The organism is Streptomyces spiroverticillatus (genome assembly GCA_014650415.1).
GTDB classification, from domain to species: Bacteria; Actinomycetota; Actinomycetes; order Streptomycetales; family Streptomycetaceae; genus Streptomyces; species Streptomyces spiroverticillatus.
Window position 1 is genome coordinate 36,679 of record BMUX01000016.1, and the last position, 25,899, is coordinate 62,577.

At 71.7% G+C, this 25,899-nt stretch carries 29 protein-coding genes; 19 read left to right on the forward strand and 10 right to left on the reverse strand.

The annotated features are described in order from the left end of the window. Positions 1-434: 434 nt before the first annotated feature. Positions 435-902 (forward strand): ArsR/SmtB family transcription factor, encoded by a 468-nt coding sequence (locus IE269_RS32465; protein ID WP_308436996.1) that lies wholly within the window; start codon positions 435-437, stop codon positions 900-902. Here the strand turns inward: IE269_RS32465 and IE269_RS32470 are convergent. Further along, a complete protein-coding gene (locus IE269_RS32470; RefSeq protein ID WP_189826830.1) occupies positions 843-2,072 on the reverse strand; it encodes an MFS transporter in 1,230 nt (409 codons plus the stop codon). The genes IE269_RS32465 and IE269_RS32470 overlap by 60 nt on opposite strands. A gap of 26 nt (positions 2,073-2,098) precedes the next feature. Here IE269_RS32470 and IE269_RS32475 point away from each other — a divergent pair, with 26 nt between their 5' ends. Both IE269_RS32475 and IE269_RS32480 read left to right on the forward strand, forming a co-directional pair. Next, positions 2,099-2,626 (forward strand): CGNR zinc finger domain-containing protein, encoded by a 528-nt coding sequence (locus tag IE269_RS32475; protein WP_189826831.1) that lies wholly within the window; start codon positions 2,099-2,101, stop codon positions 2,624-2,626. Beyond that, positions 2,623-3,192, forward strand: a complete 570-nt coding sequence (locus tag IE269_RS32480; protein ID WP_229898400.1) for a histidine phosphatase family protein — start codon at positions 2,623-2,625, stop codon at positions 3,190-3,192. The genes IE269_RS32475 and IE269_RS32480 overlap by 4 nt, the downstream gene beginning before the upstream one ends. Positions 3,193-3,228: 36 nt before the next feature. Here IE269_RS32480 and IE269_RS32485 read toward each other — a convergent pair whose 3' ends face one another. After that, positions 3,229-3,687 (reverse strand): TIGR03618 family F420-dependent PPOX class oxidoreductase, encoded by a 459-nt coding sequence (locus IE269_RS32485; protein ID WP_189826832.1) that lies wholly within the window; start codon positions 3,685-3,687, stop codon positions 3,229-3,231. A gap of 360 nt (positions 3,688-4,047) precedes the next feature. Between IE269_RS32485 and IE269_RS32490 the strand changes: the two genes are divergently transcribed. Both IE269_RS32490 and IE269_RS32495 read left to right on the forward strand, forming a co-directional pair. After that, positions 4,048-4,425 carry an RNHCP domain-containing protein gene (locus IE269_RS32490; RefSeq protein ID WP_189826833.1) on the forward strand — a complete coding sequence of 126 codons (378 nt, stop codon included), beginning with the start codon at positions 4,048-4,050 and terminating at the stop codon, positions 4,423-4,425. Positions 4,426-4,452: 27 nt separating this feature from the next. Next, positions 4,453-4,893 (forward strand): RNHCP domain-containing protein, encoded by a 441-nt coding sequence (locus tag IE269_RS32495; protein ID WP_189826834.1) that lies wholly within the window; start codon positions 4,453-4,455, stop codon positions 4,891-4,893. 129 nt (positions 4,894-5,022) lie between these two features. Here the strand turns inward: IE269_RS32495 and IE269_RS32505 are convergent, their stop codons facing one another. From IE269_RS32505 to IE269_RS32515, 3 genes are all read right to left on the reverse strand, one after another. Continuing rightward, on the reverse strand, positions 5,023-5,622 hold the full coding sequence (locus IE269_RS32505) for a DUF6058 family natural product biosynthesis protein (RefSeq protein ID WP_189826835.1): 600 nt from the start codon (positions 5,620-5,622) through the stop codon (positions 5,023-5,025). Between the two features lie 166 nt (positions 5,623-5,788). Continuing rightward, a complete protein-coding gene (locus tag IE269_RS32510) occupies positions 5,789-6,034 on the reverse strand; it encodes a DUF397 domain-containing protein (protein WP_189826836.1) in 246 nt (81 codons plus the stop codon). Beyond that, entirely contained in the window at positions 6,031-6,867 is an 837-nt protein-coding gene (locus IE269_RS32515; RefSeq protein WP_189826837.1) for a helix-turn-helix domain-containing protein, read from the reverse strand. The genes IE269_RS32510 and IE269_RS32515 overlap by 4 nt, the downstream gene beginning before the upstream one ends. Before the next feature lie 156 nt (positions 6,868-7,023). Between IE269_RS32515 and IE269_RS32520 the strand changes: the two genes are divergently transcribed. The 4 genes from IE269_RS32520 (at position 7,024) to IE269_RS32535 (ending at position 9,366) form a co-directional block, all read left to right on the forward strand. Next, on the forward strand, positions 7,024-7,464 hold the full coding sequence (locus IE269_RS32520; protein ID WP_189826838.1) for a hypothetical protein: 441 nt from the start codon (positions 7,024-7,026) through the stop codon (positions 7,462-7,464). 132 nt (positions 7,465-7,596) lie between these two features. Beyond that, on the forward strand, positions 7,597-8,553 hold the full coding sequence (locus IE269_RS32525) for a helix-turn-helix domain-containing protein (protein WP_189826839.1): 957 nt from the start codon (positions 7,597-7,599) through the stop codon (positions 8,551-8,553). A 160-nt stretch (positions 8,554-8,713) separates the two neighbouring features. Next, positions 8,714-8,977: a hypothetical protein gene (locus IE269_RS32530; protein ID WP_229898401.1), complete on the forward strand. Its 264-nt coding sequence runs from the start codon at positions 8,714-8,716 to the stop codon at positions 8,975-8,977. Beyond that, positions 8,974-9,366 (forward strand): PIN domain-containing protein, encoded by a 393-nt coding sequence (locus IE269_RS32535; protein ID WP_189826841.1) that lies wholly within the window; start codon positions 8,974-8,976, stop codon positions 9,364-9,366. Before IE269_RS32530 ends, IE269_RS32535 begins: the two co-directional genes overlap by 4 nt. Positions 9,367-9,435: 69 nt before the next feature. Here IE269_RS32535 and IE269_RS32540 read toward each other — a convergent pair whose 3' ends face one another. From IE269_RS32540 to IE269_RS32550, 3 genes are all read right to left on the reverse strand, one after another. Continuing rightward, positions 9,436-9,966, reverse strand: coding sequence for a hypothetical protein (locus IE269_RS32540; RefSeq protein ID WP_189826842.1), 531 nt, complete (start codon positions 9,964-9,966; stop codon positions 9,436-9,438). Between the two features lie 90 nt (positions 9,967-10,056). After that, complete coding sequence (locus IE269_RS32545; protein WP_189826843.1) at positions 10,057-12,594, reverse strand: serine/threonine-protein kinase; 2,538 nt, start codon at positions 12,592-12,594, stop codon at positions 10,057-10,059. Between the two features lie 115 nt (positions 12,595-12,709). Continuing rightward, the gene (locus tag IE269_RS32550; protein ID WP_189826844.1) at positions 12,710-14,662 is read right to left on the reverse strand and encodes a serine/threonine-protein kinase; all 1,953 of its coding nucleotides are present in this window, start codon (positions 14,660-14,662) and stop codon (positions 12,710-12,712) included. Positions 14,663-14,932: 270 nt separating this feature from the next. Here IE269_RS32550 and IE269_RS32555 point away from each other — a divergent pair, with 270 nt between their 5' ends. From IE269_RS32555 to IE269_RS32585, 7 genes are all read left to right on the forward strand, one after another. Continuing rightward, entirely contained in the window at positions 14,933-15,583 is a 651-nt protein-coding gene (locus IE269_RS32555) for a M15 family metallopeptidase (protein ID WP_229898402.1), read from the forward strand. Positions 15,584-15,662: 79 nt separating this feature from the next. Next, a complete protein-coding gene (locus IE269_RS32560; RefSeq protein ID WP_189826845.1) occupies positions 15,663-16,256 on the forward strand; it encodes a type 1 glutamine amidotransferase family protein in 594 nt (197 codons plus the stop codon). Beyond that, complete coding sequence (locus tag IE269_RS32565; protein ID WP_229898403.1) at positions 16,253-16,744, forward strand: MarR family winged helix-turn-helix transcriptional regulator; 492 nt, start codon at positions 16,253-16,255, stop codon at positions 16,742-16,744. The genes IE269_RS32560 and IE269_RS32565 overlap by 4 nt, the downstream gene beginning before the upstream one ends. 112 nt (positions 16,745-16,856) lie before the next feature. Further along, positions 16,857-18,920 (forward strand): serine/threonine-protein kinase, encoded by a 2,064-nt coding sequence (locus IE269_RS32570; protein ID WP_189826997.1) that lies wholly within the window; start codon positions 16,857-16,859, stop codon positions 18,918-18,920. A gap of 280 nt (positions 18,921-19,200) precedes the next feature. Continuing rightward, positions 19,201-20,562, forward strand: coding sequence for an aspartate aminotransferase family protein (locus IE269_RS32575; protein ID WP_189826846.1), 1,362 nt, complete (start codon positions 19,201-19,203; stop codon positions 20,560-20,562). Positions 20,563-20,669: 107 nt separating this feature from the next. Beyond that, entirely contained in the window at positions 20,670-21,401 is a 732-nt protein-coding gene (locus IE269_RS32580; protein WP_189826847.1) for a GntR family transcriptional regulator, read from the forward strand. Between the two features lie 157 nt (positions 21,402-21,558). Then, a complete protein-coding gene (locus IE269_RS32585; RefSeq protein ID WP_189826848.1) occupies positions 21,559-22,206 on the forward strand; it encodes a hypothetical protein in 648 nt (215 codons plus the stop codon). Between the two features lie 41 nt (positions 22,207-22,247). Here IE269_RS32585 and IE269_RS32590 read toward each other — a convergent pair whose 3' ends face one another. After that, a complete protein-coding gene (locus tag IE269_RS32590; RefSeq protein ID WP_189826849.1) occupies positions 22,248-23,027 on the reverse strand; it encodes an SLATT domain-containing protein in 780 nt (259 codons plus the stop codon). A gap of 346 nt (positions 23,028-23,373) precedes the next feature. On the opposite strand from IE269_RS32590, the gene IE269_RS32595 reads away from it, so the two are divergent. The 3 genes from IE269_RS32595 (at position 23,374) to IE269_RS32605 (ending at position 25,051) form a co-directional block, all read left to right on the forward strand. Next, complete coding sequence (locus IE269_RS32595) at positions 23,374-23,709, forward strand: YbaB/EbfC family nucleoid-associated protein (protein WP_189826850.1); 336 nt, start codon at positions 23,374-23,376, stop codon at positions 23,707-23,709. A gap of 75 nt (positions 23,710-23,784) precedes the next feature. Beyond that, positions 23,785-24,384 (forward strand): recombination mediator RecR, encoded by a 600-nt coding sequence (gene recR / locus IE269_RS32600; RefSeq protein ID WP_161248166.1) that lies wholly within the window; start codon positions 23,785-23,787, stop codon positions 24,382-24,384. Further along, the gene (locus IE269_RS32605; RefSeq protein ID WP_189826851.1) at positions 24,377-25,051 is read left to right on the forward strand and encodes a DUF5063 domain-containing protein; all 675 of its coding nucleotides are present in this window, start codon (positions 24,377-24,379) and stop codon (positions 25,049-25,051) included. Before recR ends, IE269_RS32605 begins: the two co-directional genes overlap by 8 nt. A 94-nt stretch (positions 25,052-25,145) precedes the next feature. On the opposite strand, the gene IE269_RS32610 is transcribed toward IE269_RS32605, so the two are convergent. Next, positions 25,146-25,730, reverse strand: coding sequence for a hypothetical protein (locus IE269_RS32610; protein WP_189826852.1), 585 nt, complete (start codon positions 25,728-25,730; stop codon positions 25,146-25,148). Positions 25,731-25,899 lie beyond the last annotated feature (169 nt).

A 25,899-nucleotide genomic window follows, 5' to 3' on the forward strand; every position in this document is an offset into this window, starting at 1 on the left:
CCTGAGCGGGAATCCCGTCCCCTTGGGCGGCGGGACCGCCCCGCCCCTCCCTTTTCCCTCGCCCCCTTGGGCGGCGGGGTCCTTCCGCCGAGCCCCCTTGGGCGGCGGGGCCGCCCCCCGGGGGCGGGACGGGCGGGCAAGGGGGCGGCCCCTCCCGATCCGGGCCCGCCCCGGTTCCGGCTCCCACCCGCACCTTGGGCGCCGGGTGCGCGCAGCCCCGGGGCCCTCGGGGCGCCTCCCGGCACGAGGCACGTTCAGGTCCGGCCCGCTGGGCCAAGGAGGCCCCGGCCCCGCCCCTTCACCTAAAGCGCTCGGCCGCGCGGCTGGGTGGGGGGTTGCTCGCGCAGTTCCCCGCGCCCCTGAAGGGGCACGGATAAGGGCGCCCGGTCGCGACCGCCGGCGGAGGGCGGCACCTGGTCCGGGAGAGCCTGCGGGTGAAGCACCGCCAGGGTTCCCGCACCTGGTCGCTCGGCGGGCAGGGCCTGTTGCTGATGCCGTCGGCCTTCGCGTGGCCGCACGTGATCTCCAAGGTGACCCCCGACTGGCAGCCGACCGTACGGTACCCACCGCGCGGGGTGGGCACCCTGTGGGAGTCCCGGGGCACGACCGCCCCCGAGGCGCTGGCCGCACTGCTCGGCCGCTCCCGCGCCCTGGTCCTGGCGGCGCTGGACTCACCCGCCTCCACCACCGCGCTGGCCGGGGACACCGGCCTGTCGGCGGGCGGGGTGTCCCAGCACCTGACCGTGCTGAGGTCCGCCGGTCTGGTCGAGCCGTACCGGACGGGGCGCTTCGTCCTGTACGCCCGTACGGCCACCGCCGAGTCCCTGCTGGCGGGACTCGCCTCAGCGGGTGCGGAGTTCGGCCCCGGCCGTGACCGCCAGAGCGGCGAAGGTCAGCAGTGACAGCAGCGCCCAGGCCGGGGTGAAGCTGCCGCTGAGGTCGACCAGCAGGCCGAGCACGGGCGGTACGGAGACGATGGCGATCTGGTTGACGGACATCGCCAGCCCCAGGGCGAAGCCGGTCTTGCCCGGCGGCGCGGCCTCGGTGACGTACGCGACCCACGGCCCGTACCACCCGAAGCCGAAGAATCCGAGCCAGACGAAGACACCGGAGGCGACGACCGGTGACCTTCCGGCCGGTGTCATCAGCACGGCCAGACCGCCGATCACGGCGACCATGCAGACCAGCACCACCGCATAGCGCCCTGACCTGCTCCGGTCGCTCCAGGCCGCCAGGCAGATCCGCCCCGCGACGCCCGCCCCCTGCGAGGCCACCAGGACCAGGGCGGCCGTCCCGGCACCGACCGACGCCACCCGGTGCAGGTGGAGCACCGTCAGGATGCCCACGCCGCCCTGTACGGAGATCAGGCTGATGCCCGAGAGCATGATCTTCACCGTGGACGGCTCCCGGAGCATGCGCAGCCGGGCGCGGAGCGGGGCCGCCTGCATGGGCTGCGAGGCGTGTGGCGTGGGCGGCCGACGGTGTGCGCCCATGAAGAGGGCGGCTCCGAGCAGCGCGACGAGACCGCCGGTCAGCAGGGTCGCCCGCCACCCGAACTCGACAGCCACGTACGGGAGTACGGCCGAGGCGAGCGCCACCCCCAGCGGCAGCCCCGCCTGCCGGATGCCCATGGCGAAGCCCCGCTGCGACGCGTCGAACCACGAGGCCACCGTCTTGCTGCCGCCCGGCTGGACGGTGCTGTACCCCATCCCCACCACCAGCAGCACGGCCAGCAGGGTCGCGTACCCCGGCGCAAGGCTCCCCGTGCACAGGGCCAGCCCGACCGTGCCGGCACCGATCCCGACCACCCACCGCTCGCCGTAGCGGTCCAGCAGCTCACCGGCCACCAACAGGCCGACGAGGGGGGCCAGTTGAGCCGACGAGACGAGCAGGCCCAGCTGCGCGGTGTTCAGATCCAGGGCGCTCTGGAGGTGGATGCCGAGTGCTCCGATGCCGCCCACGAAGAAGCCGGAGGCCGCCTGGGTGAAAGTGGCGACGCCCAGCATGGTCCAGCGATAGCGCCACGGGTCGTGGGAGGTGAACTCGGCTCGCGTGACGGGCTGTTGTGTCATGCCCGCCACCCTGCTGTAATGCCCTTATGATGCTCAACCCTTACGGAGAGGACGCGGTGAACCTGGCCGCGGACCTGGCCAACCGCCGCCCCGAGAGCGCCGACGAGCTTGCGGACCGCTGTCGCGCCGCCGGTCTCGTACTGGAACTTCCCGTGACGGCGGACGACCTGAGCCGCGCCGGAGCGGCACTCGACGCCTGGGAGAAGGTCGTCGACGCCGCCGGGGAGGAGGAGCGCGCCGACCTGCTCAACCAGATGCTGGCCGAGGCCGCCGCCTACCCCCGGCTGACCTCCCACCCCGGCACGGAGGGCTGGCACCTGCACTACCGGGACGCCGAACAGCCCCTCGGCCGAGCCCTGTTCACGCTCTTCGCTGTCGGCACCGCGTTCCACCTGGCGGGCCGGGGCATGCACCGGCTGCGGCGCTGCGAGACGGCCGAATGCGACACGGCCTTCGCCGACACGTCACGCACCGGACGCCAGCGCTACTGCTCCCACCGCTGCGCCAACCGCGACGCGGTCCGCCGCCACCGGGCGCGGGCCGCGAGTGCATGACGGGTACGACGAAGATGCCGATCCGGCTCGTCTACGAGACCCACGCGACCACCACCGACAACGAGGCGGGCATCGCCACCGGTTGGCTTCCGGGAGCGCTGTCGGCGGCCGGTCGCCGGCAGGCCCGGGAGCTGGGCGAGCGCCGTCGCGGCGACGGGATCGCGGCGGTGTTCACCTCCGATCTGCACCGTGCCGTGGAGACCGCGCGGATCGCCTTCGCAGGCGCTGAGGTGCCGATCCACCAGGACCGCCGCCTGCGGGAATGCGACTACGGGCGCCTCAACGGCCACCCGCAGACGGAACTCGCCCCGCTGCGCAGCCGGTACGTCGACGAGCCGTTCCCCGGCGGCCAGAGCTACCGCGAGGTGCTGACCGCCACCGAGGACTTCCTCGGCGACCTGGTCGCCCGGTGGGACGGCAGCCGCATCCTGCTGATCGCCCACTCGGCCAACCGGTGGGCCCTGGACTCCTTGCTCACAGGCGCCGACCTCGAAGACCTCGTCCGGGCACCGGCCCACTGGCAGCCCGGTTGGGAGTACACCGTCCCGTCGGCCCCGCTGCCCTGACCGGGCCATGTTCTGGATGCCGGGTCTTGAGTGGCCCTATCCGTTGACGTCGAGTGCCGTGCCGTACAGGCGGGACACCTTCAGGCGGATGACCACCCGGCGCTCGGTGACCAACTGGGCCAAGAACGCGTCCTCATCCTCCGGCTTCGCGGCCTCCGGGACCATCGCCAGCAGTTCGCGTCCGACCGCGTCGCCGGGTGTGGTCGTCACCTCGGAGAGCTCGGCCTCGCCCTCGGCCACGGCGAACGACCACACGTCGCCGCCCGGGACATGCACGGACGCGCGTGGATCACGTCTGAGCTGCTTGACCTTGATGCGGTCGGCCGTGGTGGAGAACCGCACGATGCGGGAGTCGGCGTCCCAGCTGTAGAGCATGGTGGTGAGGTGGGGGTGGCCACTGCTCTTGTTGGTGGCGAGGGTGCCGAACTGCTGAGTGCTCAGCAGGTGGGAGAGGGCGTCGTCGGACAGTGCGCGGGGTGCGGGGCCTTGAGTCATGGCCTGATCAACTCCCTTGCCTGTCTCGGCATTCCGCCCTCGTGTCGAATATTGCGTTGACGGCCTCGGCGGGCGGCCTGTTAGCTGCACAAGTCGTTCTGATTGGGTTGGATTCGTTCCGATCCCGTATGCCTCGGAAAAGGTGTTTTGATGTCCCGCCCCGCGCCGAGTGCGCCTCGCCACACCGCGTAACCGTCCCCAGCTCTTTGCGCCGCCCGATTCCACGGGCTGCTGCCGGGCGTGTCCTCCGGTGTTCCGACCTGCCCCTTCGCCGCTCTGCGGCGTCCTCGGGCTGACCTCTGACGAGGCCGCTCGGCCTGCTCTTGCTGTCCTGACCCCTTTCCAGCAAGGAGCATCCGGGTGTCCAGCCACACCTCAACCAGCAGCAACAACAACACCCTCAGCCTCGGCACCTTCACCTGCACGCGGTGCGGTCTCACTGTCTCCGCGTACGCCGCCGACGGCGTCCCGCGCAACCACTGCCCGTCCTGCCTGCACTCCCGGCACGTCCTCGACCACGTCGAGGGCGGTCCGAGCGACTGCGAGGGGCGGATGTCCCCGATCGCCATCGCCGTACTGCGTACCGGTGACTGGACGGTGATCCACCGCTGCGTGCGCTGCGACGAGCTCACCTCGAACCCGGTCTGCGTGGACGACAACCAGCTCATCCTGATGCGGATGGCCGTCCGCCCGCTGGCCCAACCGCCCTTTCCGCTCGAAGCGTTCGGAACCCTCTGACCGCCCGAGAGAGGAAGGAGCATCGCCATGTCCCGCAACAACAGCCGCAGCAAGCGCGAGGGTCGCACTGGCCGTGACCGGCGCCGCCCCCAGCGGCACAAGGACGTCCTGCACACCCAGGGCGGACACCGGGCCAACGCCTTCCGGTGTACGTCCTGTCGCCTCGACGTGTCCCTGGACGCACCCGGCACCGCACACCGCAACCACTGCCCGAACTGCCTGGCCAGCCTGCACGTCGACCGGAAGATTCCGGGTGACCGCGACGCGGACTGCCGGGGCCGGATGGAGGCGTTGGGCATGTCCGTACGGAGCGACGGCGAGTGGATGATCATCCACCAGTGCGTCGGATGCGGCGAGCTGAGCGCCAACCGCATCGCGGGCGACGACAACCCCCTCGCCCTGGTCCGCCTGGCCCTCCGGCCCTTGGCCGACCCCGGTCCCGCCGGCCGCGTCCTGCTCACCCTGTGAGCAAGCCGGGCGGCCCGAACCACACGGCTCGGGCCGCCCGCCCCGGAGGGGGGCCTTCGCCGACACGTCTCGGGCGGGGCGGCGGAGCCACTGCTCGCAGCGCTGCGCCAAGCGCGACGCGGCTCCCGGTCAAGGGCGCGGGAAGCGGGCGCGTACAGCGGTGATGCAGATTTCCCGGGACGTGGGCCCGCCGAACCGAAGACGGTCGTAGGCGGTGAACGCCGTTTCCAGTGCGTCGAGTTCGTCGACCAGGGCATGCAGTCGCTCGGACCACCGCGCCGAACCGGCATCCGGCGCGTCCGTTGCGGCGCTGATCGCGGCCGTCAGGTGGCCCTTGCGCTGAATGGTGGCCGGGGTCACCGAGTGCAGGCATACGTACTGTCCGCTGAGGTACGCGTCCCACTCCGCCTTCCCGCTGATCGGGTCGGCCCACTGGGCGGTGAACCATGCTTCGAGCAGCTCCGCGCCGCCGGCTGCGTCGGCCAGAGCGAACAGGTCGGCCGGCACCATCTCAGTACCGTCGGAGCGCAGATATCCCGGAAGCGGCAGACTCCGCTCCAGCATCAGCCGACGGACCGCATCGACATCACGACCGTGGACTGCGCGCAGTTCCTCCAGGGCGACGAACTGCGTGCTGACGTATACGTCGTCTGCATCGGTCATGGGATGGTCGCCGTTGACTTCACGGAACCGCTGGGCGATCCGTTGCTTCAGGCCTGTCTCCGACATCGGGTTGCCTCCGGCGCTACCGGTGCGGGCATCTCCCGCACCGGACTCAGCACGCTATCGGCCGGAAGGTTCGGTACTCACCGAACTGTCGGTGGATGTCGATGTCGATGCCCACGCCCAGCACCGCATGCTCCGGTGAGCAGGCCGTGTCCGGCTCGTGGGTTTCTCAGCGCACCAGAGCGCTGCCGAGGAAGGCCGTCCAGCTTGCGGACGTGACCGTGAAGACGGGGCTGGTTTCGCTCAGCTTGGAGTCGCGGACGTGGACGGTGTGGGGGCAGGTGGCGACCTCGACGCATTGGGCGCTGTTGCTGTCGCTGTACGAGGACTTGTGCCAGTCGTAGGCCACTTCGAGGCACTCGCCGCCGCTGCTGGCGCTGTAGCTCGACTTGAACCACCGGAGGGTCTTGCTCATGTAGTTTCTCCCGCCAACTGCTCGATGAGGTCCAGTGACTTACGAGGACTCAATGCCTGTTCCCGGATCTTTGCATACCTCTGAGAGTGGACGCTCACGGTTGCCGGGTCATCAATCAGCGTGCTGAGGTCCTGGATCTCGGTATAGGCCCGAAGCTCATGCTCGCGCGTTTCGATCAAGGTGAACGGGCCCCGGTCGCCCGCGTATTCACCTTCGTATCCGCAGTCCAGCGTGAGCACGCGCACGGAGACGTTACGGCGCTTGGCGCATTCGGTGATGTGTAAGAGCTGATCCCGCATGATCGCCTTGCTGCCGATTCCGCGAGTGAGGACCGACTCATCGAGGATGGCCTCGATCATGGCGGTTGGCTCTCGGTCGAAGAGCTGCTTGCGTGCCAGGCGTCCTACAGTCAGTTCCTCCACCCGAGCTTCAGAGTTGATCGGGTAGCCTCCATTGAAGAGCGCACGCATGTATGCCTCCGTCTGGAAGAGCCCATGGATCACGTGCATGGAGTAGATGTGCAGCGCCACGGCCTCCCGCTCCAGGTCTGAGAACGCCTGGAACTCGGATGCGTACCTCTCTCGCTGGATAGAGGCCATTGCGTCGGTGAAGAAGCCCGAACCTTCACCGAGCACTGCCTCCAGCCGTAGCAACATCTGATCGCTGGGTGGCTGAGCAAGCGTCTCCAGTGCGCTGACCGCGGCGCCGGAATAGCCGAGTTCGTGACCGAGCCGGTCTTGCGACCACCCCCTCTGCCTGCGGATCGCCAGAACCGTCTTCGCTACCAGCCGTGCCGTCGGACCTGCCAACACCTTGTTCTCGGAGCTCGCCACCACGCCCACCGATTCGCTCTCAACTGGCCTCAACCAGCCTCAACCAGCCTCAACCAGTCCCCGGTTAATTCAACTGGGCTCAACGGGAGTTGGCCTAACTCAACGGTCCGCCGAACCCTATGGAAAACGTAAGGCGGCCCCCCACAAGCTGTCAGCGTGGATACGCGAACTCGTGAAGTAAACATCGACTGGATTCCCGATTCCGGCTTCCAACTCCGCAAAGCAGGTGTGCAATTCGATGCCGTACGCATCGAGGGCGACGCGGGCCGACGGGTGGCCGCGATGCTGGAGGAGATGACGGGCGGCGACCCCGGCCCGATCGTCGTGGAGGTGAGGGGCGTGCGGGCGGTGTACTTCCTGGTGAGAGCCGGGAGCACGGGGTACCGGGCCTGGCCGCCGGGGGTCACTGTGCTCAACTCCGGGCCGAACAAGGTCAGTTACGTACCGGTGCCAGCCCTTGATGGTGGGACGTGGCCGCTCACGTGGTGGTGTCCGCCGAGTTCGGCCGGGCGGCGGGTGCATCTGGGGCTGCTCGCGGGGGCGGCGGACGCGGTTCTGGTGACGGCGTCAGGGGAATCCAGGCCCTCACTCGAATGAGTGGGAAACCTGAACCTGGCTTGCGTGTGGGCCAGTTGATGGTCGCGTAATGGTCATCGACACGACGACATAAGTCGGCCCCGCGGTGTTACAGCACCCGGGGCCCGGCACAGGAGCAAGCTAGGACTCCCGATGCAGATTCACCGTACCTCGCCCACGCGCGACTTCACCATCTTCAGAAACGAATTGCTGCGGGATCACTCGATCTCCTGGTGCGCGGCAGGCGTACTGATGTACCTCGTCAGCCTCCCCGAGCAGGCCCGCGCCTCGGTCCGTTCGCTCGCGGAGAAGCGCAAGGAGGGGCGGGCCAGAATCGCGTCCGCCCTGTGTGAGCTGGAGAAAGCCCGGTATCTGCGGCGCGAGGTGCGCAAGGACCAGGGGTCGGGGCTGCTGCGGACCGTGTACGTCGTCTTCGACCACCCGTACGAAGCGGGCGACGGGGAGCCCGTCGAGGCCGCTCCCGCGAATGAACCCGAAAGTGGCTGGAACCTGGCCTCCGGTGAACGGCCGGCCGGTGCCGCTGGCCCGAAACCCTTGGTTCCAAGCACCTCTCCGAAAGAACCTCCCTCCCTCACCGAGAGCGCCGAGGGACCGGACGACCCTGCCGTACGGACCGGGCGGGCCGCCCGCTTCCTGCACGGGCTCGGGCGTACTGTGCCCGCGCTGTCGCTGGGGGCTGCGGAGGCGCTGAAGCTCGCGCCGCTGGTGGAGGTGTGGTGGGAGCGGGGGGCCAGTGACGCCGTACTGGCGAAGGCGCTGACGGCCGGGCTGCCCGCGACCGTGCACTCCGCCCCGAAGCTGCTGGCCGACCGGCTGCGGCGGAAGTGTCCGCCGGTGCCGCCCGCGCCGCCGGAGCCGTTGTTGCGGCACGCGTGCGAAGGGTGCGGGGCGAGGCTGCCTGCGGCGGGGCGGTGTGCGGCGTGCGTGCGGGCGGTGGTGCGGGAGAGCAGGGGCAGCCGGGAGCCGGTGCCGCTGGCCGAGGGGGTGCTCGGGTTCATGGAGTCGGCGAAGCGGGGCGCGGAGGCGGCGCGGGCCGCGATGCGCGGGCTGGGCGGGGGAGCGGTGACGCCGCCCGTCGTGGCGGTGTAGCGGGGCGAGGTCCCCGTATCGCTCTAGGGCGTCGTACGCCCAAGGGCTTCCGGCCCGGATCCGGGCCGGTGGAATCAAGTAACCGGAGATGAAGGAAGGGGTCCTCGTGACCGCATTGCTCGAACCGCCCCAAGTGGTATACCGGCGGTATACTGCCGTCATGGCCGACACCACGATCAAGGTTGACCCCAGCACCCGGGACCGGCTCATGGTCCTCGCCCGGGAGCGTGGCATGACCATGCGCGACCTGCTCACGGAGCTGGCCGGTGCCACGCCCACCCAGGAGGAGCTGCGCAAGCGGTACGAGGCGACCAAGGCGTACTGCGAGACGCACTTCGGAGTGACGCTGACGGACGAGGAACACGACCGGGCTGAGCAGGTGTGGAAGGACTTGGAGGCCGGTAGGCCTGTGGACAGCCTGTGACCCGTTCCGTGGCGGTGGTCTACGACGAATCCGCGCTGCTCGCCCTCGGCCGGGGCAACCAACTCGCCTCGCAGTTCCTGTCCAACACCGAGCACGGGCCGACTCGGCATGTGTATGTGCCTGCCGTCTGTCTCGCGACGGCGGACGGGCTGCGCGAGGGGCTGGCGGATCATGTCGGAGCCCTGCCCGCCGCTGAGATCGTGGACCTGGACTTCGCCGGCGCCTCGGCGCTGGGCGCGCTCCTCAGGGACGGGATCGCATTGCCGGTCGGACACGCCGTCCATCTGTCCCGCCCCACCCTGGACTGGCCCGACGGCAGGCCCGTGGTGACGGTGGAACCGGAGCTGTACGCCGACATGCCGCTGGTGCGGACCATCCGGCTGCCATGAGGTGAGGTGGTGGGGTGCACATGGCATCGTGCGCCCCACCACCGCACACCGGGCGACCCCGCCGACGGCTCACTCGCCGCGCCTGCGGCGCCAGTAGCCGTACGTCAGGATCAGCAGCAGGGGGCCCCAGAGGTTGAGCAGACCGCTCATGGTCATGGCGAGCTGACGCCAGCCGTCCTCGTACGGGAAGCCGCCGCCGAGGCCGAGCGTGGCGCTCAGGACCCAGTCGACGAGCAAGGCGGTCATGATCAGGCCGCCGATCGTGGCGGGGACGATCGCCACCCACGGGCTGATCCGGCGTCCGGCGAGGCGGGGCACCCAGGCCGGGACCACCTCGCCCCATCTGCGCACCAGCCCGAAGCTGAGCAGGGCGAACGCCTCCGAGAGGATGCTCAGCCCGAACACGTACGGGATCATCCACCAGCCCCACGGGGCGTCCTCCTGCGTGCTGCCCATGGTGAAGCCGAAGGCGAACGGCAGCCGCCAGATGCAGACGGGGAGTCCGACGAGCGGGATGGCGTGGGCGACGCGTTCGGCCCAGAGGGGGACGGGGCGGGCGGTGCCGGTGGTGGTGCTCGTGGGGAGGGTTGTTGTGGTCATGGGGCGATCCTGGTCGGGCCAGGAGCCGTACGGATCAAGCCTGTTGACGATCCGCCTCCGCCGGGTGGGGGAGGCGGACCGGCGGCGGGCTCAACCCGCGCGGCGGTACGAGGCGGGCTCGGCGTCGCTGCTCGCGGTGGCCTGCGTGATGATCAGCTGGGCGCCGCGCAGTTCCAGGAGTTCGGTGCTGGAGTCGCCGCTCTTGCAGTGGTCCTTCGGCTCGCTCGCGGTCACCAGGGACGGGGCGAGGCGCATCGTGTTCGTACCCGTGCTGACCAGCGAACTCTCCCACTCGCAGTGGTAGTTGTCGCCGTCGCCGGTCGTCCTCATCACGACGTCGCCGTACGTGCCCTGGCTGATCTTCAGGACCATGTTGTGGGTCGCGCCGTCCTCGCTCTTGTACGTGCGCTTCCAGGTGGCGGTCAGAGGTGCGGGCACGGCCTCCTTCGCCATCGGCGGGACCTTGCGGAGCACGGCGGTGTTGCTGCCGTCGCTGTCCGTCCAGACGACGGTGCCGTCGGGGCGCAGGCGCAGGGTCTGCTTGCCGGAGGGGGAGCAGTCGTCCGCCTCCGGGAGGGACTTCACGACGCGCTTGGTGTCGACCTCCAGGAGGTTTCCGGCGGAGACCAGCGTGGAGACGCCCTCGCAGAGGGTCTTGTCGGCGGAGTTGACGGTGTCGATGATCTCCTCGCCCTCGGCGCCCTGCTTGATGGTGAAGCGGCGTACGGACTCGACGCTGCCGTCGGACTTCTTGACCTCGCCCTGCCAGATGCCGAGGTATCCGGCGGGGACGGCACCGGCTGCGGTGGGGGGAGTGGTGGGGGTGGCGGGGGTGGTGGGCCGGCCGGTGGTGCCGGTGTCCGCCGGGGGCGGGTTCGGGGCGGGGGTCTGCTTGCCCTTGGCCGAACTGCCGCTGGCGGCGCCGCCGGTCTGGGCCTTGTCGGTGTCCTTGCCCTTCAGGAGGTCCGTGCCGATGAGGATGCCGCCGGCGGCGACGGCGAGGGCCACGACGGTGCCGACGGCGACGAGGAGGGGCTTGCGGGTCTTGGGCTTGGCGCCTGTGGCGGGTGGGGTGCCGGTGGGGGAGATGCTCACGGCGGGGCCGAAGCCGGAGGGAGGTGTGGAGCCCTGGGGAGGCGTGTCGCTTCCGGGAGGCGTGCTCCCGTACCCGACGGGCGGCGTGCCTCCGTATCCGCCGAGCGGCGTGGAACCGCCGGGGGGCGTCCCGCCGAAGCCGGGGGGCGTCCCGCCGAAGCCGGGCGGGGGAGGGCCGAAGCCGGGTGGGGTCGGCGACGGGGACGGGGTGGTCGGTACGGGGCCGCTTGCCGGGGCAGGGGTGCTCGCCGGTGCGGGGCCGCTTTCCGGTACGGGGCTGCTTTCCGGTACGGGGTTGCTCGCCGGTGCGGGGCCGTCCTCCGGGGCTGCCGTGCCCCCGGCCTCGTGCGTTCCCGGCAGCGGGGTCGGTGGGCCCGAAGGCATCGCCGGTACGGGCGTCGCGGCCCCCGGCAGCGGGGTCGGCGCCGGTGCGCCCGTCGGCCTCGGCGGCACGGACGGGGGCGGCGTGGCAGAGAGGGGCGCGGGCGCACCCGGAGCCGGTCCGAAGGCCCCCGCGCCGAACCCGGCCGCCCCCGCCCCGAATCCCCCCGCCCCCGGCACCCCGGTCGGCGGGCCCGCCGGCATCGGGGGCTGTGCCATCCCCGCCGGGGTCTCCGCGTCCAGCAACTGCGCCGCATGGCGACCGAGTTGGGCGACCAGGGCGGCCGGAAGCCAAGGTTCGTCCGAGTCTGATCCCGACCCCTCGTCCGGCACCGCGTCCGCCGTCCGCTCCGCCACCTGCTCCGGCGTCGGCCGTCCCGCCGCATCCTTCGCCAGGCAGTCCCGTACGAGCGGAAGCAGCCCCTCCGGCACCCCGGTCAGGTCCGGCTCCTCCTGCGCGATGCGGAACATCACCCCGTGCATCCCGCTCTCGCCGCCCCCGAACGGCGCCCGCCCCGTCGCCGCGAAGGCCAGCACCGAGCCCAGGCAGAACACGTCGCTCGCCGCCGTCAGCGGCTCGCCCCGCACCTGCTCCGGCGACATGAACCCGGGGGAGCCCACCACGGCACCGGTCCGCGTCAGCTTGCCCGTGCCGGACACCGCGTCCAGCGCACGCGCGATGCCGAAGTCGATGACCAGGGGGCCGTCGATGGTGACCAGGACGTTGCCGGGCTTCAGGTCGCGGTGGATGAGCCCGGCCCGGTGGATCGCGGCCAGCCCCTGGGCCAGCCGGTTCGCCAGCACGCGCACCGAACTCTCCGGCAGGGCGCGCCCGTTGCGCACGACGGCCTCGTGAAGCGTCGGCCCCGGAACGTACCCCGTGGCCACCCACGGCTCCCGCGCCTCCGTGTCCGCGTCCAGCACCGGTGCCGTCCACTCGCCGCCGACCCGGCGGGCCGCCGCGACCTCCTGGGCGAACCGCCGCCGGAACTCCGGTTCCGCCGCGAGCTCCGCCCGGACGAGCTTGACGGCGACCGTGCGCCCGCCCTCGGACCGGGCGAGGTAGACCTGCCCCATGCCGCCCGCGCCGAGTTTGCCGAGCAGGCGGTACGGGCCGATGCGGGCGGGATCGGAGTTGGTGAGGGCTTCCATGGGGGGAGGATAGGTTCCGGCCCAAGTCCGGGCCCCCCGCGTCAAGTTGTTGTTACGGGAACGGAACTGACGCGTCCCGGACCAGGGAGCCAAAGGGGGTCAAGGGGACCCGGAGCTACCCCGCCCCGCCCCACTTCCGTACGAACTCGCCGGGCTCGGCGTCCGTCCCCATCGAGTAGTCCTGGAGGATCTCCTTGCCCTGGTAGGTGATGATCCGCAGGTTCCGCGAGGTCTGGTCCCGGTCGCACTGCGGGTCGGACCGGTTCGGGTCGAACGTCACGGGACCGAGGACCAGCAGGTTGCCCGCGCCGCCGAGCGTCGCCGTCTTGACGCAGGTCGCGTCGCCGCCGGGCAGCGGGTTGCCCTCCTTGTCCGTTCGGGGGTTGGACGTCACGATGCGTACGAGCGGGGCCCCGATCGGCCCCTGCGTGACGGTGAGGAAGGTGCGGTAGCGGTCCTGCTCCCCGGCCGGCAGGTCCGCGAACGGCTTGCTCTCCCACTGGCCGACGAACGCCGCGGGCACCGCCTCCGGACCCGCCTTCGCCCGTTTGAGGGTGGCGGTGTCCTTCCCCGACTTCCACTCCAGCAGGTCGGCCGAGCGCAGGGTGAGGGTCTGGCGGGCGGAGGGCTTGCACCGCTTGGCGGGTGTGCTGGTGGTCAGGCTGCTCTCGCCCAGCACCACCGCGTCCTCGCTCGCAGACACCAGCGCCGACCGGCCCATGCACATCAGGTCCGGCCCGACCTGGACGTACGTCCCGGCCTTGTCCCCGGGCCGCCCCTGGGTGATCTCGATGCGCCGGGTCTCGCTGGGCATGTCCTGGTCGCCGCGTACGACGCCCTCCCAGGCCCCGAGGAACGCGACGGGCACGATGGCGGCGGCCGGAGCGGGACGGGTGGGGGCGGGGGAGGTGGTGCTGCCCGACGCCCTCTTTGCCTTCTCCTGCTCCTCCCGCGCCTGATACGCGGCGAACGCCCCGCCCGCGGCGAGCGCCAGCACCGTACAGACGGCGATGACGGCCCGGTGCCGGCGGCGGGGCGGGGCGGCGGTGGGGGCATCGGGCGAGCCGGTGCCGTCGGGCGAGCCGGTGCCGTCGGGCGAACCGGTGTCCTCGCCCGAGGGCGGACACGGTGCCGGATCTTCGGCCCGCCCCCCACCCCGTACCTCGAAATCCAGCAACTCCGCGTTCTGCTCACCGATCAGCGACAGCACCCCGGCGGGCAGCCACGGCCCCGCCGGTGCCGACAGATGCGCGGCGATCGACGCGGCGTCGGGCCTGGCCGCCGGATCCTTGCGCAGGCAGGCCCGCACCAGCCCGGCCAGGTCCCCCGGCAGATCCTCCGGCTCGGGCAGCCGCGGCTCGTCGTGCGCGATCCGGAACATCACCGAGTGCGCCCCACTGGCCCCGTCCCCGAACGGTTGCACGCCGCTGGCCGCGTACGCCAGCAACGACCCCAGACAGAAGATGTCCGACGCCGTCCCGACCCGCTCCCCGCGCACCTGCTCCGGCGACATGAACCCGGGCGACCCGAGCAGCTCCCCGGTCCCGGTGAGCGTGAGCGCACCTTCACCCGTGACCGAGTCCAGCGCCCGCGCGATCCCGAAGTCAATGATCCGCGGCCCCTGAACCGCCAACAGCACATTCGACGGCTTCAGATCCCGGTGTACGAGCCCCCCGGCGTGAATCGCCTCCAACGCCTGCGCCAGCCCGTGCGCGAGCACCCGCACGGTATCCGCGGGCAACGGCCCGAACTCCCGCCCCACCACGTCCCGCAGGGAGGGCCCCGGAACGTACGCGGTCGCCACCCACGGCACCTCGGCCGTCGTGTCGGCGTCGATGACCTCCGCCGTCCACACCCCGCCCGCCCGCCGGGCCGCCGCGACCTCCCGCGCGAACCGCTCCCGAAACGCGGGCTGCTGCGCCAGCTCCGGCTGCACCAACTTCACGGCGACGGTACGTCCCCCACCGGACCGCGCCAGAAACACGCGACCCATGCCACCCGCCCCGAGCCGGGCAAGCAGCCGGAACTGTCCCACCCGCACGGGATCTTCGGCTCTCAGCGCATCCACGGCGGCATGATCCCACGGGGCCCACCGTGAGCGGGTGGCGCTCCTGTGGAGGCTCAGGCCCGCCCCTCATCCGCGCCCCTTCAGGGGCGCGGGGCTGTTTCGATGTGCGGCTCCGCCGCGTGGGCGCGACCAGCCACGACGCACCCGCACGGAACCGGTCCCCTTGCCCCGCGGGTTTAGGTGAAGGGGCGGGACTGGGGACCCCATGGCCCAGCGGGCCGGAGCTGAACGCCCCCGGCACCGGAAAGCACCCCCAGGCATGATCACCGCATGACTGCTACCGAGATCGTGCTGATGGCCGACCCGAAAATCGCCGCCATCCCCGTGGAGGACTGCGGCGAACCACTCGTCGACGTAAGGGAGTTCGGGCTCGAACTGCGCCCGGAGCAGGTGGAGGACGGGGAGCCGTACGCCCTCCTCCGGTCCGGCGTGGTCGAGCGGCTCCTCCGCGCGCAGGACTCGCTGCCGGACGGGCTGAGGCTGGTGATCGTGGAGGGGTACCGCCCGCCGGACCTCCAGCGCCACTACTTCGAGGAGTACGAGGCCGAGTTGCGCGCCCTGCACCCCGCCTGGGGCGCGTCCCGCATCCGCACTGCCGCCAGCCGCTACGTGTCGCCGCCGGAGATCGCCCCGCACAGTGCCGGTGGCGCCGTCGACCTGACCCTCGCAGACGCGGAGGGCCGCGAGCTGGACATGGGGACGCGGATGAACGCGAGCCCGGAGGAGAGCGCCGGGGCCTGCTACACGGACGGGCCGGGGGTGCCGCCCGAGGCCCGGGAGCGGCGGGCCGTGCTGGGGGCGGCCTTGCAGGGGGCGGGGCTGGTCAACTACCCGACGGAGTGGTGGCACTGGTCCTACGGGGACCGGTACTGGGCTCTGGCGCAGGGGGAGCGGGCGGCGCTGTACGGACCGCAGGGATGATTGACAGGGTGCTGTCGTAATGACAGCATTCTGTCAACGGCCCAGGGGAGGCCGAGCCCGCGATCTCCAGGAGGCAGTCATGTCCCGCAAGACCGTGCACCTCGCCGTCTACGACACCTACGCCGACTGGGAGTCCGGCCACATCACCGCCGAGTTGAGGGACCAGGGGTACGAGGTCCGCACCGTGGGCCTCACCCTCGACCCCGTCACCACCAAGGGCGGGCTGCGGATCCTTCCGGACCTCGTGCTCGCCGATCTCCGGGCCGAGGAGAGCGCGCTCCTCATCCTCACCGGGGCCGAACTCTGGGACACGGGGGCGGAGTTGGTGCCCTTCGCGAAGGCGGCCCGCACCTTCCTCGGCTCCGGTGTCCCCGTCGCCGCCATCTGCGGGGCCACCGCCGGGCTCGCCCGCGAAGGGCTCCTCGACGACCGGCCGCACACCAGCAACGTCAGCTTTTACCTGGACGCCACCGGCTACAAGGGGGCCGCCCACTACGTCGACACCGACGCCCTCACCGACGGCGACCTGATCACCGCCAACAGCACCCAGCCCGAAGCCTTCGCCCGCGAGATCCTGCGCCGCCTCGACGTCTTCCCGCCGGAGAAGCTGGACGCCTGGTACCGGCTGTTCCACGACTCCGACCCCTCCGCCTACGAGGTGCTCGCCTCGTGACGGCCTCCTCCCGGTCCCCCGAGTCCCCCGCCCAGCAGCTCCTCACCCGTACCGCACTCGGTGTCTTCCACCTCAACGGGCAGTTCCTCGCCGTCTCCGACCGGATGGCCCGCGAGGTGGGCCTCACCGCGGCCTGGTGGCAGGTGCTGGGGGCCGTCGACCGGGTCCCGGACTCCGTCGCGGGTGTCGCCCGCACCATGGGGATCACCCGGCAGAGCGTGCAGCGCATCGCCGACGTCCTGGTCGAGCGGGGGCTCGCCGAGTACGCCGACAACCCCGCCCACCGCCGCGCCAAGCTCCTCCGTATCACTGGGGAGGGAGCGGAGGCCCTGCGCCGCTGCAACCCCTCCCACGCCGCCCTCGCCGACCGGCTGCGCGCCGAACTCGGCGAGGAGGGTTTCGCGGAGACCGTCCGCGTGCTGGAGCGGCTGTCGGCGGCCATGGGCACGGTGCCCGCGTCCTTCCCCTCCCCTCCGGAAGCCTCCTGAGGGACACTCGGTGACGAAACGGTAGCGATCGGCTGACTTCACCGTCGTACGGCGGCACTATCCTCGGCCCATCGCTGTCGCATCGGGGGAGGGTGGCACAGCAGTCATGGCCATGGAGAAACTGGGGCCCGCGGACCCCCAACACATCGGTGCCTACCGCCTGTTGGCCCGGCTCGGCGCGGGCGGGATGGGGCAGGTGTACCTCGCCCGCTCGGAGCGGGGACGTACCGTCGCCGTCAAGCTCGTACGACGCGAACTCGCCGAACAGGAGGAGTTCCGCTCGCGGTTCCGCCAGGAGGTGCAGGCGGCGCGGCGCGTCGGCGGGCACTGGACGGCGCCGGTGCTCGACGCGGACACCGAGGCCGAGGTCCCGTGGGTGGCCACGGGGTACGTCGCCGGGCCCACCCTCCAGCAGGTCGTCTCCGGCGGGCACGGGCCGCTGCCCGAGCGCTCGGTGCTGATCCTGGCCGCCGGGCTCACCCGCGCTCTCAAGGACATCCACGCGGCGGGCCTCATCCACCGCGACCTCAAGCCCTCCAACGTCCTGGTCACCATCGACGGCCCGCGCGTCATCGACTTCGGGATCGCGCGGGCGCTGGAGACCGTCACCGACAGCGGGCTGACGCGGACGGGTGCGCTGGTCGGGTCGCCCGGGTTCATGGCCCCGGAGCAGATCCGGGGCGACCGGGTGACGCCCGCGTGCGACGTCTTCTGCCTCGGGTCCGTCCTCGCGTACGCGGCGACCGGACGCCTCCCCTTCGGTACGTCGCACAGCGGCGTCCACGCGCTGATGTTCCGCATTGCGCAGGAGCCGCCGGACCTGGCGGAGGTGCCGGAATCCCTGCACGACCTGATCCGCGACTGCCTCCAGAAGGCCCCGGAGACGCGCCCGGCCCTGGACGCGGTCCTGGCACGGACCGGCCCGGCGCCCTCCCCGGGGGAACCGTGGCTTCCGGCGTCGCTGGTGGCCCAACTGGGGACGCATGCGGTGCAGTTGCTGGAGCTGGAGAATCCGACGACGTCGCTGCCGGGGGCGGGGCCGGGAGCTGGGCCGGGGGCGGGGGTGCGGACGCCGACGGTCGGGGTCGGGACGCCGTTGCCGCCGGAGGTGCGGGGGCCCGGGGCTCCTGGTGGTGCGGGGGTTCCTGCCGGGCCGGGGGGCTCGGGTGGTGGCGTGCATTCGATGCCGACGATGATCGTCAGTCCGGGGGGTGCGGCTCCGGCCGGGCGTGGTGCGGGGCAGCCCGGTGGCACGGCTCCCGGTGCCGTGAATCCCGGTGACGCGGGTCCCGGTGGCGCGGGTCCCGCCGGACCGCCCGCGCCCGGTACGCCCGGGGGCGGGGTGCCCGGGGGTGGCACGCCTTCGCCGCCGGCCGCCGGGCAGGGGCTTCCGGCGCTTCCGCCGGCGGTTCCGCATGTGTACGGCTATCCCAGTGCCCCGCCTCCGCAAGCGGGGTACGGCTACCCGAACGCCTCCTCCCCGCAAGGCGGTTACGGCTATCCGCAGCCGGGCTACGACCCCTACGGCCGCCCCACCCCGCCCGGCAGCTACGGCTACCCCGGTGCCGCTCCCGCCCCCGCCCCCTCGCCCGAACCCCCGCCGCAGCGCGCCAGGCGCTCCAGCCTGGTCCTCGTCGCCGTGGCGGCCGTCGTGGCGCTCGCGGCGGGCGGCACGGTGTACGCACTCATGCGGGGCGACGACCCGGACAAGCGGCCGACGGCGTACGGCACTTCGGACAACAAGCCCTCGCCGCAGGCCTCGGCGACCTCCTCCTCGGGCAGTGCTCCGTCCAGCGGTACGGTCTCCACGCCTCCGCCCACCAGTGCCGACGCGGCGGGGACGATCCCGTCCGGCTTCCTGGGGACGTGGCACGGGACGGTGAGCGGGGACTCGGGGTCGAGCACCCGGGACCTCACGCTGCGGCAGGGGCGGTCGGGGGAGACCGTGATGTCGCTCGTGGCCGAGGGCACCTCCTTCCGCTGCCTCTTCGAGGCGGAACTCGCGTCGGACCCGTCGCCGGACGGTCCGGTCCGGCTGGGCCCCTCCCGGGTGGTCACCGGCCCGGCCACGTCCTGCTCCCCGGGCAAGGCCTCGGAGGTGACCCTCCTGCCGGACGGCCGTCTGCGCCGCACGACGCCGGACAACAAGTCCGTGACCTATACCCGCTCGGGGTGACCCTGTGGGGCAATTGTGGGGTTCCGTGCGGGTGCGTCGTGGCTGGTCGCGCAGTTCCCCGCGCCCCTGAATGCCTGCCCTTCGGGCGGCATGTCAGGCTGGGCCAGGCATCTCAGCCCGTCCGGCGTTTGAGGACGCGCGGCGAAGCCGTGCAGGGGGCAAGGGGCGCAGCCCCGTCGGGAACGGCGACCCCACCGGTCGACACCCTGCCGACCCCCGCGCCCCATCCCGTACAGGATGGCCATATCCCCTCCCACCTGCACCGATCTACCCTGCCCCCATGACCCCTCACTTCACCCCCGACCCGGCCCAGGGCGCAGCCGTCAAGGCCGCCGACCGGGCGCACGTGTTCCACTCCTGGTCCGCGCAGGGCCTGATCGACCCCCTGGCCGTCGCCGGTGCCGAGGGCTCGTACTTCTGGGACTACGAAGGCAACCGCTTCCTCGACTTCACCAGCGGCCTCGTCTTCACCAACATCGGCTACCAGCACCCCACGGTCGTCCAGGCGATCCAGGAGCAGGCCGCCAGCATGACGACCTTCGCGCCCGCCTTCGCCGTCGAGGCCCGTTCCGAGGCCGCACGCCTCATCGCCTCCCACACCCCCGGCGACCTCGACAAGATCTTCTTCACCAACGGTGGCGCCGAGGCCATCGAGAACGCCGTCCGCATGGCCCGCCTGCACACGGGCCGGCACAAGGTCCTGGCCGCCTACCGCTCGTACCACGGCGCCACCAACACGGCGATCAACCTCACCGGCGACCCCCGCCGCTGGGCCTCCGACAACGGCTCGTCCGGCACGGTCCACTTCTGGGCGCCGTTCCTCTACCGCTCCGCCTTCTACTCCTCCACCGAGGAAGAGGAGTGCGCCCGCGCCCTCCAGCACCTCGAGGACACCATCGCCTTCGAGGGCCCGGCGGCCGTCGCCGCGATCGTCCTGGAGACCGTCCCCGGCACGGCCGGCATCATGACCCCGCCCCCGGGCTACCTCAAGGGCGTCCGCGAGATCTGCGACCGGTACGGCATCGTCTTCGTCCTGGACGAGGTCATGGCGGGCTTCGGCCGCACCGGCAAGTGGTTCGCCGCCGAGCACTTCGACGTCGTACCGGACCTCATGACCTTCGCCAAGGGCGTCAACAGCGGTTACGTCCCGCTGGGCGGCGTTGCCATCTCCGGCGAGATCGCCGAGACCTTCGAGAAGCGGCCCTTCCCGGGCGGCCTCACCTACTCCGGGCACCCCCTCGCCTGCGCCGCCGCCGTCGCCACGATTCAGGTGATGGAGGAGGAGAAGGTCGTCGAGAACGCCGCGCACATCGGCGCGACCGTCATCGGCCCCGGCCTCCGCGACCTCGCCGAGCGCCACCCGAGCATCGGCGAGATCCGCGGCACCGGCATGTTCTGGGCCCTCGAACTGGTCAAGAACCGCGAGACCCGCGAGCCGCTCGTCCCGTACAACGCGACCGGCGCGGACGCCGCCCCCATGGCGGCCTTCGGTGCGGCCTGCAAGAAGAACGGCCTGTGGCCCTTCATCAACATGAACCGCACCCACGTCGTCCCGCCGTGCAACGTCACCGAGGCCGAGGCCAAGGAGGGCCTGGCCGCCCTCGACGAGGCGCTGACCGTCGCGGACGAGCACACCGCGTGACACTCGCCCCGTCCGCGGACTCGGCTTCGTAACGGAATGTGATCTTCCCCCTTGTCCTGCCCCGAACGCCCCATAAGGTGTCCGGAGCGGACGAAGGGGGAGACACCATGCCCGCGAGCGGAGCCGGTGCGCGCGGGATCGTGCACCGCAGCACCCTGCGCCAGCAGCTCGCCGACGCGCTGAGCGACGAGGTGCTGGCGGGGCGGCTGCCGCCCGGTCACGCCTTCACGGTCAAGCACATCGCCGAGCAGTACGAGGTCTCCGCGACCCCGGTGCGCGAGGCCCTGTTCGACCTCGCGGCGCAGGGGCTGCTGGAGTCCGACCAGCACAAGGGCTTTCGCGTACGGGAGTACAGCGTCGCCGAATTCCGGGGCATGGTCGAGGCCCGCGCGCTCGTCGTCGCCGGAGTGCGCGGCAAGCTCGCCGTCGCCGCGAGCGACCTGCCGCCCGACCGTCTCGCTGTGCTGCGCCGTCGTGCCGAAGAGGCCTCCCGGGCAGCGGGGGCAGGGGACTTGGACGTCCTCATCGGGTACGACCTGCGCTTCTGGGGCGAGCTGGCCACCATGGTCGGCAACCCGCACATAGCGGCCTTCCTCCATCAAATCCGCGTCCGTTGCTGGGTGTTCTCCATTTCGCGTCTGCGTGCGGAGCTGCTGCTGCGCGAGCCGGGCAGCCGTGCGGGCGGGCTGTGGAGCCGCCACGAGGAGGTCGTCGCGGCCCTCGCGCGCGGCGACGAGGAGGCCGTGTACGAACTCCTCGCCGAGCACGACGAACGCGCCCTCGGCTGGGCCGACCGCCTGGAGGGCCACGGCGCATACGCGGGCCCCCCGGGCTTCTGAGCCCGTGTCCGCCCCGCAGTCCCACCGCTTCTGACCGGCGGTCTTCGCGCGACGTACACATGGCATTACGCTGCCTGGACCGACCGGTCGCCGACCCCGGGGACCGGGAACGCACGACAACTCCGACGACGCCCCGGACCGTGGAGGAGCGCACCCCTTGGCCTGTGACCTGTGGCTGGTCCCCCTTGTCGACATCCTCTGCCAGAGCCCCGACAACCCCTTCGCCGAAGAGATCGCCGCCTACGACAAGGCACTGACCGACGCCGGTCTGCCGACGGTCCCGATCTTCCCGTACATGCCGGGCCTGTCCGGCGACGTGGCCCCGGTCGCGGGCTTCGACTACGACGCGCTGCACCTGCTGCGCCGGGCCTACATGCTCCAGGCGCGCGGCCTCGCGGTGACCCCGGTCGACGAACTCGGCGGGGACTACGAGCAGTTGCTGGAGATCTTCGAGGAGACGGCGCTCCAGTCCCATCTGGTCTGGCACTTCGACCACGCCGGGGCGTACGTCCCGGTGGACTTCCCCGCACCCCTCTCCAACGAGGAACTCCTCGCCGGTGGCGGCCCGTTGGGCTCCGCGCAGGGTCTGCTGCGGGAGTTGGAGTACGTCGCCCCCGCCATCGGCATCGACCCGGCCAACCCGCCCGCCCCGCCGCTGCCCCCGGCGGGCCCCACCGCCCTGGACGAGCCCGCCGCGCCGGTGACGGACCCGTCCCCCTTCGCGAGGGAGCGGCATGTCTGGCTGGGGCTGCACGCGGCCACCACCCGGAGCCTGGGGCAGGGCTCCATGATCGTTTTCAGCTAGGTCCCTGGGGCCTCTTCTGCCAGGGCCCCGGGTCTCCGGCCCTAGCGAGGAGACTCCGGGGGCCGCTGGCGCGGCATGTTCGGCCGGGTCCCCGGCGGGAGCGGGACCCGGTTCGGATAGCCGTGGGTCCCCTCGGGGCGGGCCGGGGCGGCGCCCAGGGTCTGCATGACCAGCGGCGCAGGACCCGACCGGAATTCCACCATCCAGTCCGTCGTCTCGACCCGGATCAGCTCGGTGATGTCCTCGGTGAAGCGCCGCAGGACGCCCAGGCACCGCTCCGCCGCCTCGCTGGCCGTCCCCTCGGTCGGGCCGAGGATCTCCCGCACGCTCTCCGACGCCCAGTCGAACTGGAGCGCCGTGAGCCTGCGCTGCACCGCCTGCGCGGTGGCCATGTCCCGCATCCACCCCGACGTCAGCCCGAAGTACCGGTCGCAGCCCAGGCAGGCCGCGCCCGCCAGCAGTGCCAGATACCCCCACCCGGCACCCCCCGACACCGTCCCGGTCAGGTCGAGCAGCGGCAGGGAGGCCCCGACGACGACCCCCACCGCCGTACCGATCCGCAGTGCCCGTGCGCCCCGGCGCTTCCAGCCCCGGTCGGCGAGGTACCAGCGGGCCGTGCGCAGCGCCCCCGCCTCCACCCACCGGTACAGCTCGTCCAGCCGTTCCGCGGGCTCGCCCCAGTCGCCGAGCGGGAAGGGCCGGCCGGTGAGGTCCTCGGCGTCCCAGCCCCACTCCTCACCGCCGTTGCCCGCGAAATCGTGACCGGAACCGGCGTCGTGCCGGGCCGGCGGCCCCTCGGGCTGCATCTCCGGCTGACTCACCGGGCACTCCTCTGCTCTTCTGCTCTGAGAGATCCGCGCTTCCTGAGCTCCGCGCTTCTTGCGATCCGCGCTTCCTGGGATCCGCTCCTGGGCTCCGCGGCAAACTGCTCCGTACGGGTGCGCTTGCCCTTCCTACCGCCGAATGGCGTGCCATGGGGCCGTTGTCCCGGTATTTCCCCCCGTACGAGGCCGTGATCAGGAGGAGGAGCCGAAGCCCTCTCACTCGAAAGAGTCACTTGGTACGGCGTGCGGCAGGCCGTCGGGCGACCACGTAGGCTCGGATTGACCGACCTCTCGACCCGTGGACGAACCCCGTCGACGACCTAGACGACCTAGGAGACATGCCGTGATCCCCGGTGGTGGCCAGCCCAACATGCAGCAGCTGCTCCAGCAGGCCCAGAAGATGCAGCAGGACCTCGCCCAGGCGCAGGAGGAGCTCGCCCGCACCGAGGTCGACGGCACCGCGGGCGGCGGCCTGGTCAAGGCGACCGTCAACGGCTCCGGCGAGCTGCGCGGCCTGGTGATCGACCCGAAGGCCGTCGACCCGGAGGACACCGAGACCCTCGCGGACCTCGTCGTCGCCGCCGTCCAGGCCGCCAACGAGAACGCCCAGACCCTCCAGCAGCAGAAGCTCGGCCCCCTCACCCAGGGCCTCGGCGGAATGCCGGGCCTGCCTTTCTGAGGCTGACCGGCTCTTCTGCGCAGCCCCTCGCAGCAACTACCGTACGAACCAAGCAGAAACAGGAAGGCACACTCCGTGTACGAAGGCGTGGTCCAGGACCTCATCGACGAATTGGGCAGGCTGCCCGGCGTCGGTCCCAAGAGCGCGCAGCGGATCGCCTTCCACATCCTCCAGGCCGAGCCGACGGACGTCCGCCGGCTCGCGCACGCCCTGCTGGAAGTCAAGGACAAGGTCCGCTTCTGCGCGGTGTGCGGGAACGTGGCGCAGGAGGAGCGGTGCAACATCTGCCGCGACCCGCGCCGCGACCAGACCGTCATCTGTGTCGTGGAAGAGCCCAAGGACGTGGTCGCGATCGAGCGGACGCGGGAGTTCCGGGGGCGTTACCACGTGCTGGGCGGCGCGATCAGCCCCATCGAGGGCGTCGGTCCGGACGATCTGCGGATCAGGGAACTGCTCGCCCGCCTCGCCGACGGCACCGTCACCGAGCTCATCCTCGCGACGGACCCGAACCTGGAGGGCGAGGCCACGGCCACGTACCTGGCCCGGATGATCAAGCCGATGGGTTTGAAGGTCACCCGGCTGGCCAGTGGTCTCCCTGTAGGGGGAGACCTTGAGTACGCCGACGAGGTCACGCTCGGGCGTGCCTTCGAGGGGAGACGATTGCTGGATGTCTGACGCCACTGCTGTCGCCGCCGCGCGCGACGACTTCGCCGAAGCCGAACCGGACGACTTCGCCGTCCAGATCGCCGACCAGATCGAGAGCTTCATCCTCACCGTCACGGAAGTGGCGAAGGGTGACGAGCCGGACAGCGCGGTGCCGTTCCTGCTCCTGGAGGTGTCCCAACTCCTCCTCGCGGGCGGCCGGTTGGGCGCGCACGAGGACATCGTGCCGGACGAGCGGTACGAGCCGGACCTCGGCCCCGAGCCGGACGTCGACGACCTGCGCATCCGCTTCGCGCGCATGCTGGAGCCGATCGACGTCTACTCCGAGGTCTTCGACCCGTACGAGCCGCGCAAGGCGCCCGTCGCCTGCCGGATCTCCGACGACCTCGCCGACATCATCACGGACCTCCGGCACGGCCTCGCGCACTACCGCGCGGGCCGCACCTCGGAAGCCCTGTGGTGGTGGCAGTTCTCCTACTTCTCCAACTGGGGCTCCACCGCCTCGGCCTGCCTGCGCGCCCTCCAGTCCCTGGTGGCGCACGTCCGCCTCGACCAGCCGCTCCAGGAGCTGGACGGCCTGGACACGGACGAGGACCTGGGCGAGAAGGACCTGGAGGAGGAGGCGGGCCGCGTGATGCTGGAGGAGATCGCGGGGCCGCTGGGGCTGAAGACCACGTAAGGCCTTTTCGTACGGAGTTCGTACGGAGTTCGTACGGAGAAGGGGGCGTCCCGCATCGCGCGGGACGCCCCCTTCCTCGTACCCCCGCACGCGCTCAGTCCAGTTGGGCCTGCGGTGCGTACTCCACGCTCACCGGCACGCCCGTCGCCTTCTCCAGGCGCTCCCGGAACTCCCGGGAGGCCGCGCCCTCGCGGGTCGTGCCGACGGAGATGCCCGAGGCGTCCTCCAGCGCGCTCGACTCCCGGACGGGGAAGCCGTAGTCGACCTTCTTGCGCTTGCCCATGGCGGTGTCGACGAGCTTGTCGACACGGGCTTCGAGGTCCGTCCGGCTGTACCGGCTGACGTACAGGTCGAGCCGGGAGGTGTCGGCCTTCGGGTCGCGCTTCTTCACCGCCGCGCTGATCTCCGGGAAGCCGGCGGGGTCGCTGAGGCAGAGGGCGAGGCGGCCCCGCTCCGGGTGGTCGACGACCATCGCGCCGTACACCTTCTCGTACGTGCCGCCCCTCTCCACCAGCGGTTCGAGCGCGGCGGCCAGCCGTTCGGCCTCGTCGGAGGAGGGGCTGCCGGTCTGCACGGGGCAGGGCGCCGGGTCGCTGCGGTGGTTCGCGCCGGAGTCGGAGCCGGAGCACGCGGTGAGCAGCGCGAGGGCGGCCGCGCAGGCGGGCAGGCGAAGGCGCATGGTTCCTCCGGAGTGCGGTGGCGACGCGTGGAGTTCCTGTGGCGGCGGTGTGACGCCGGACACCCCCGCCCGGTTCCCGTGTGAGCCAGGACACCTTTCGCGTACCCCTGCACGACCGGGGCAGCATCCACGTCGAGCAGGCAGGACGCCGGCGGCGGGACCACAGCGT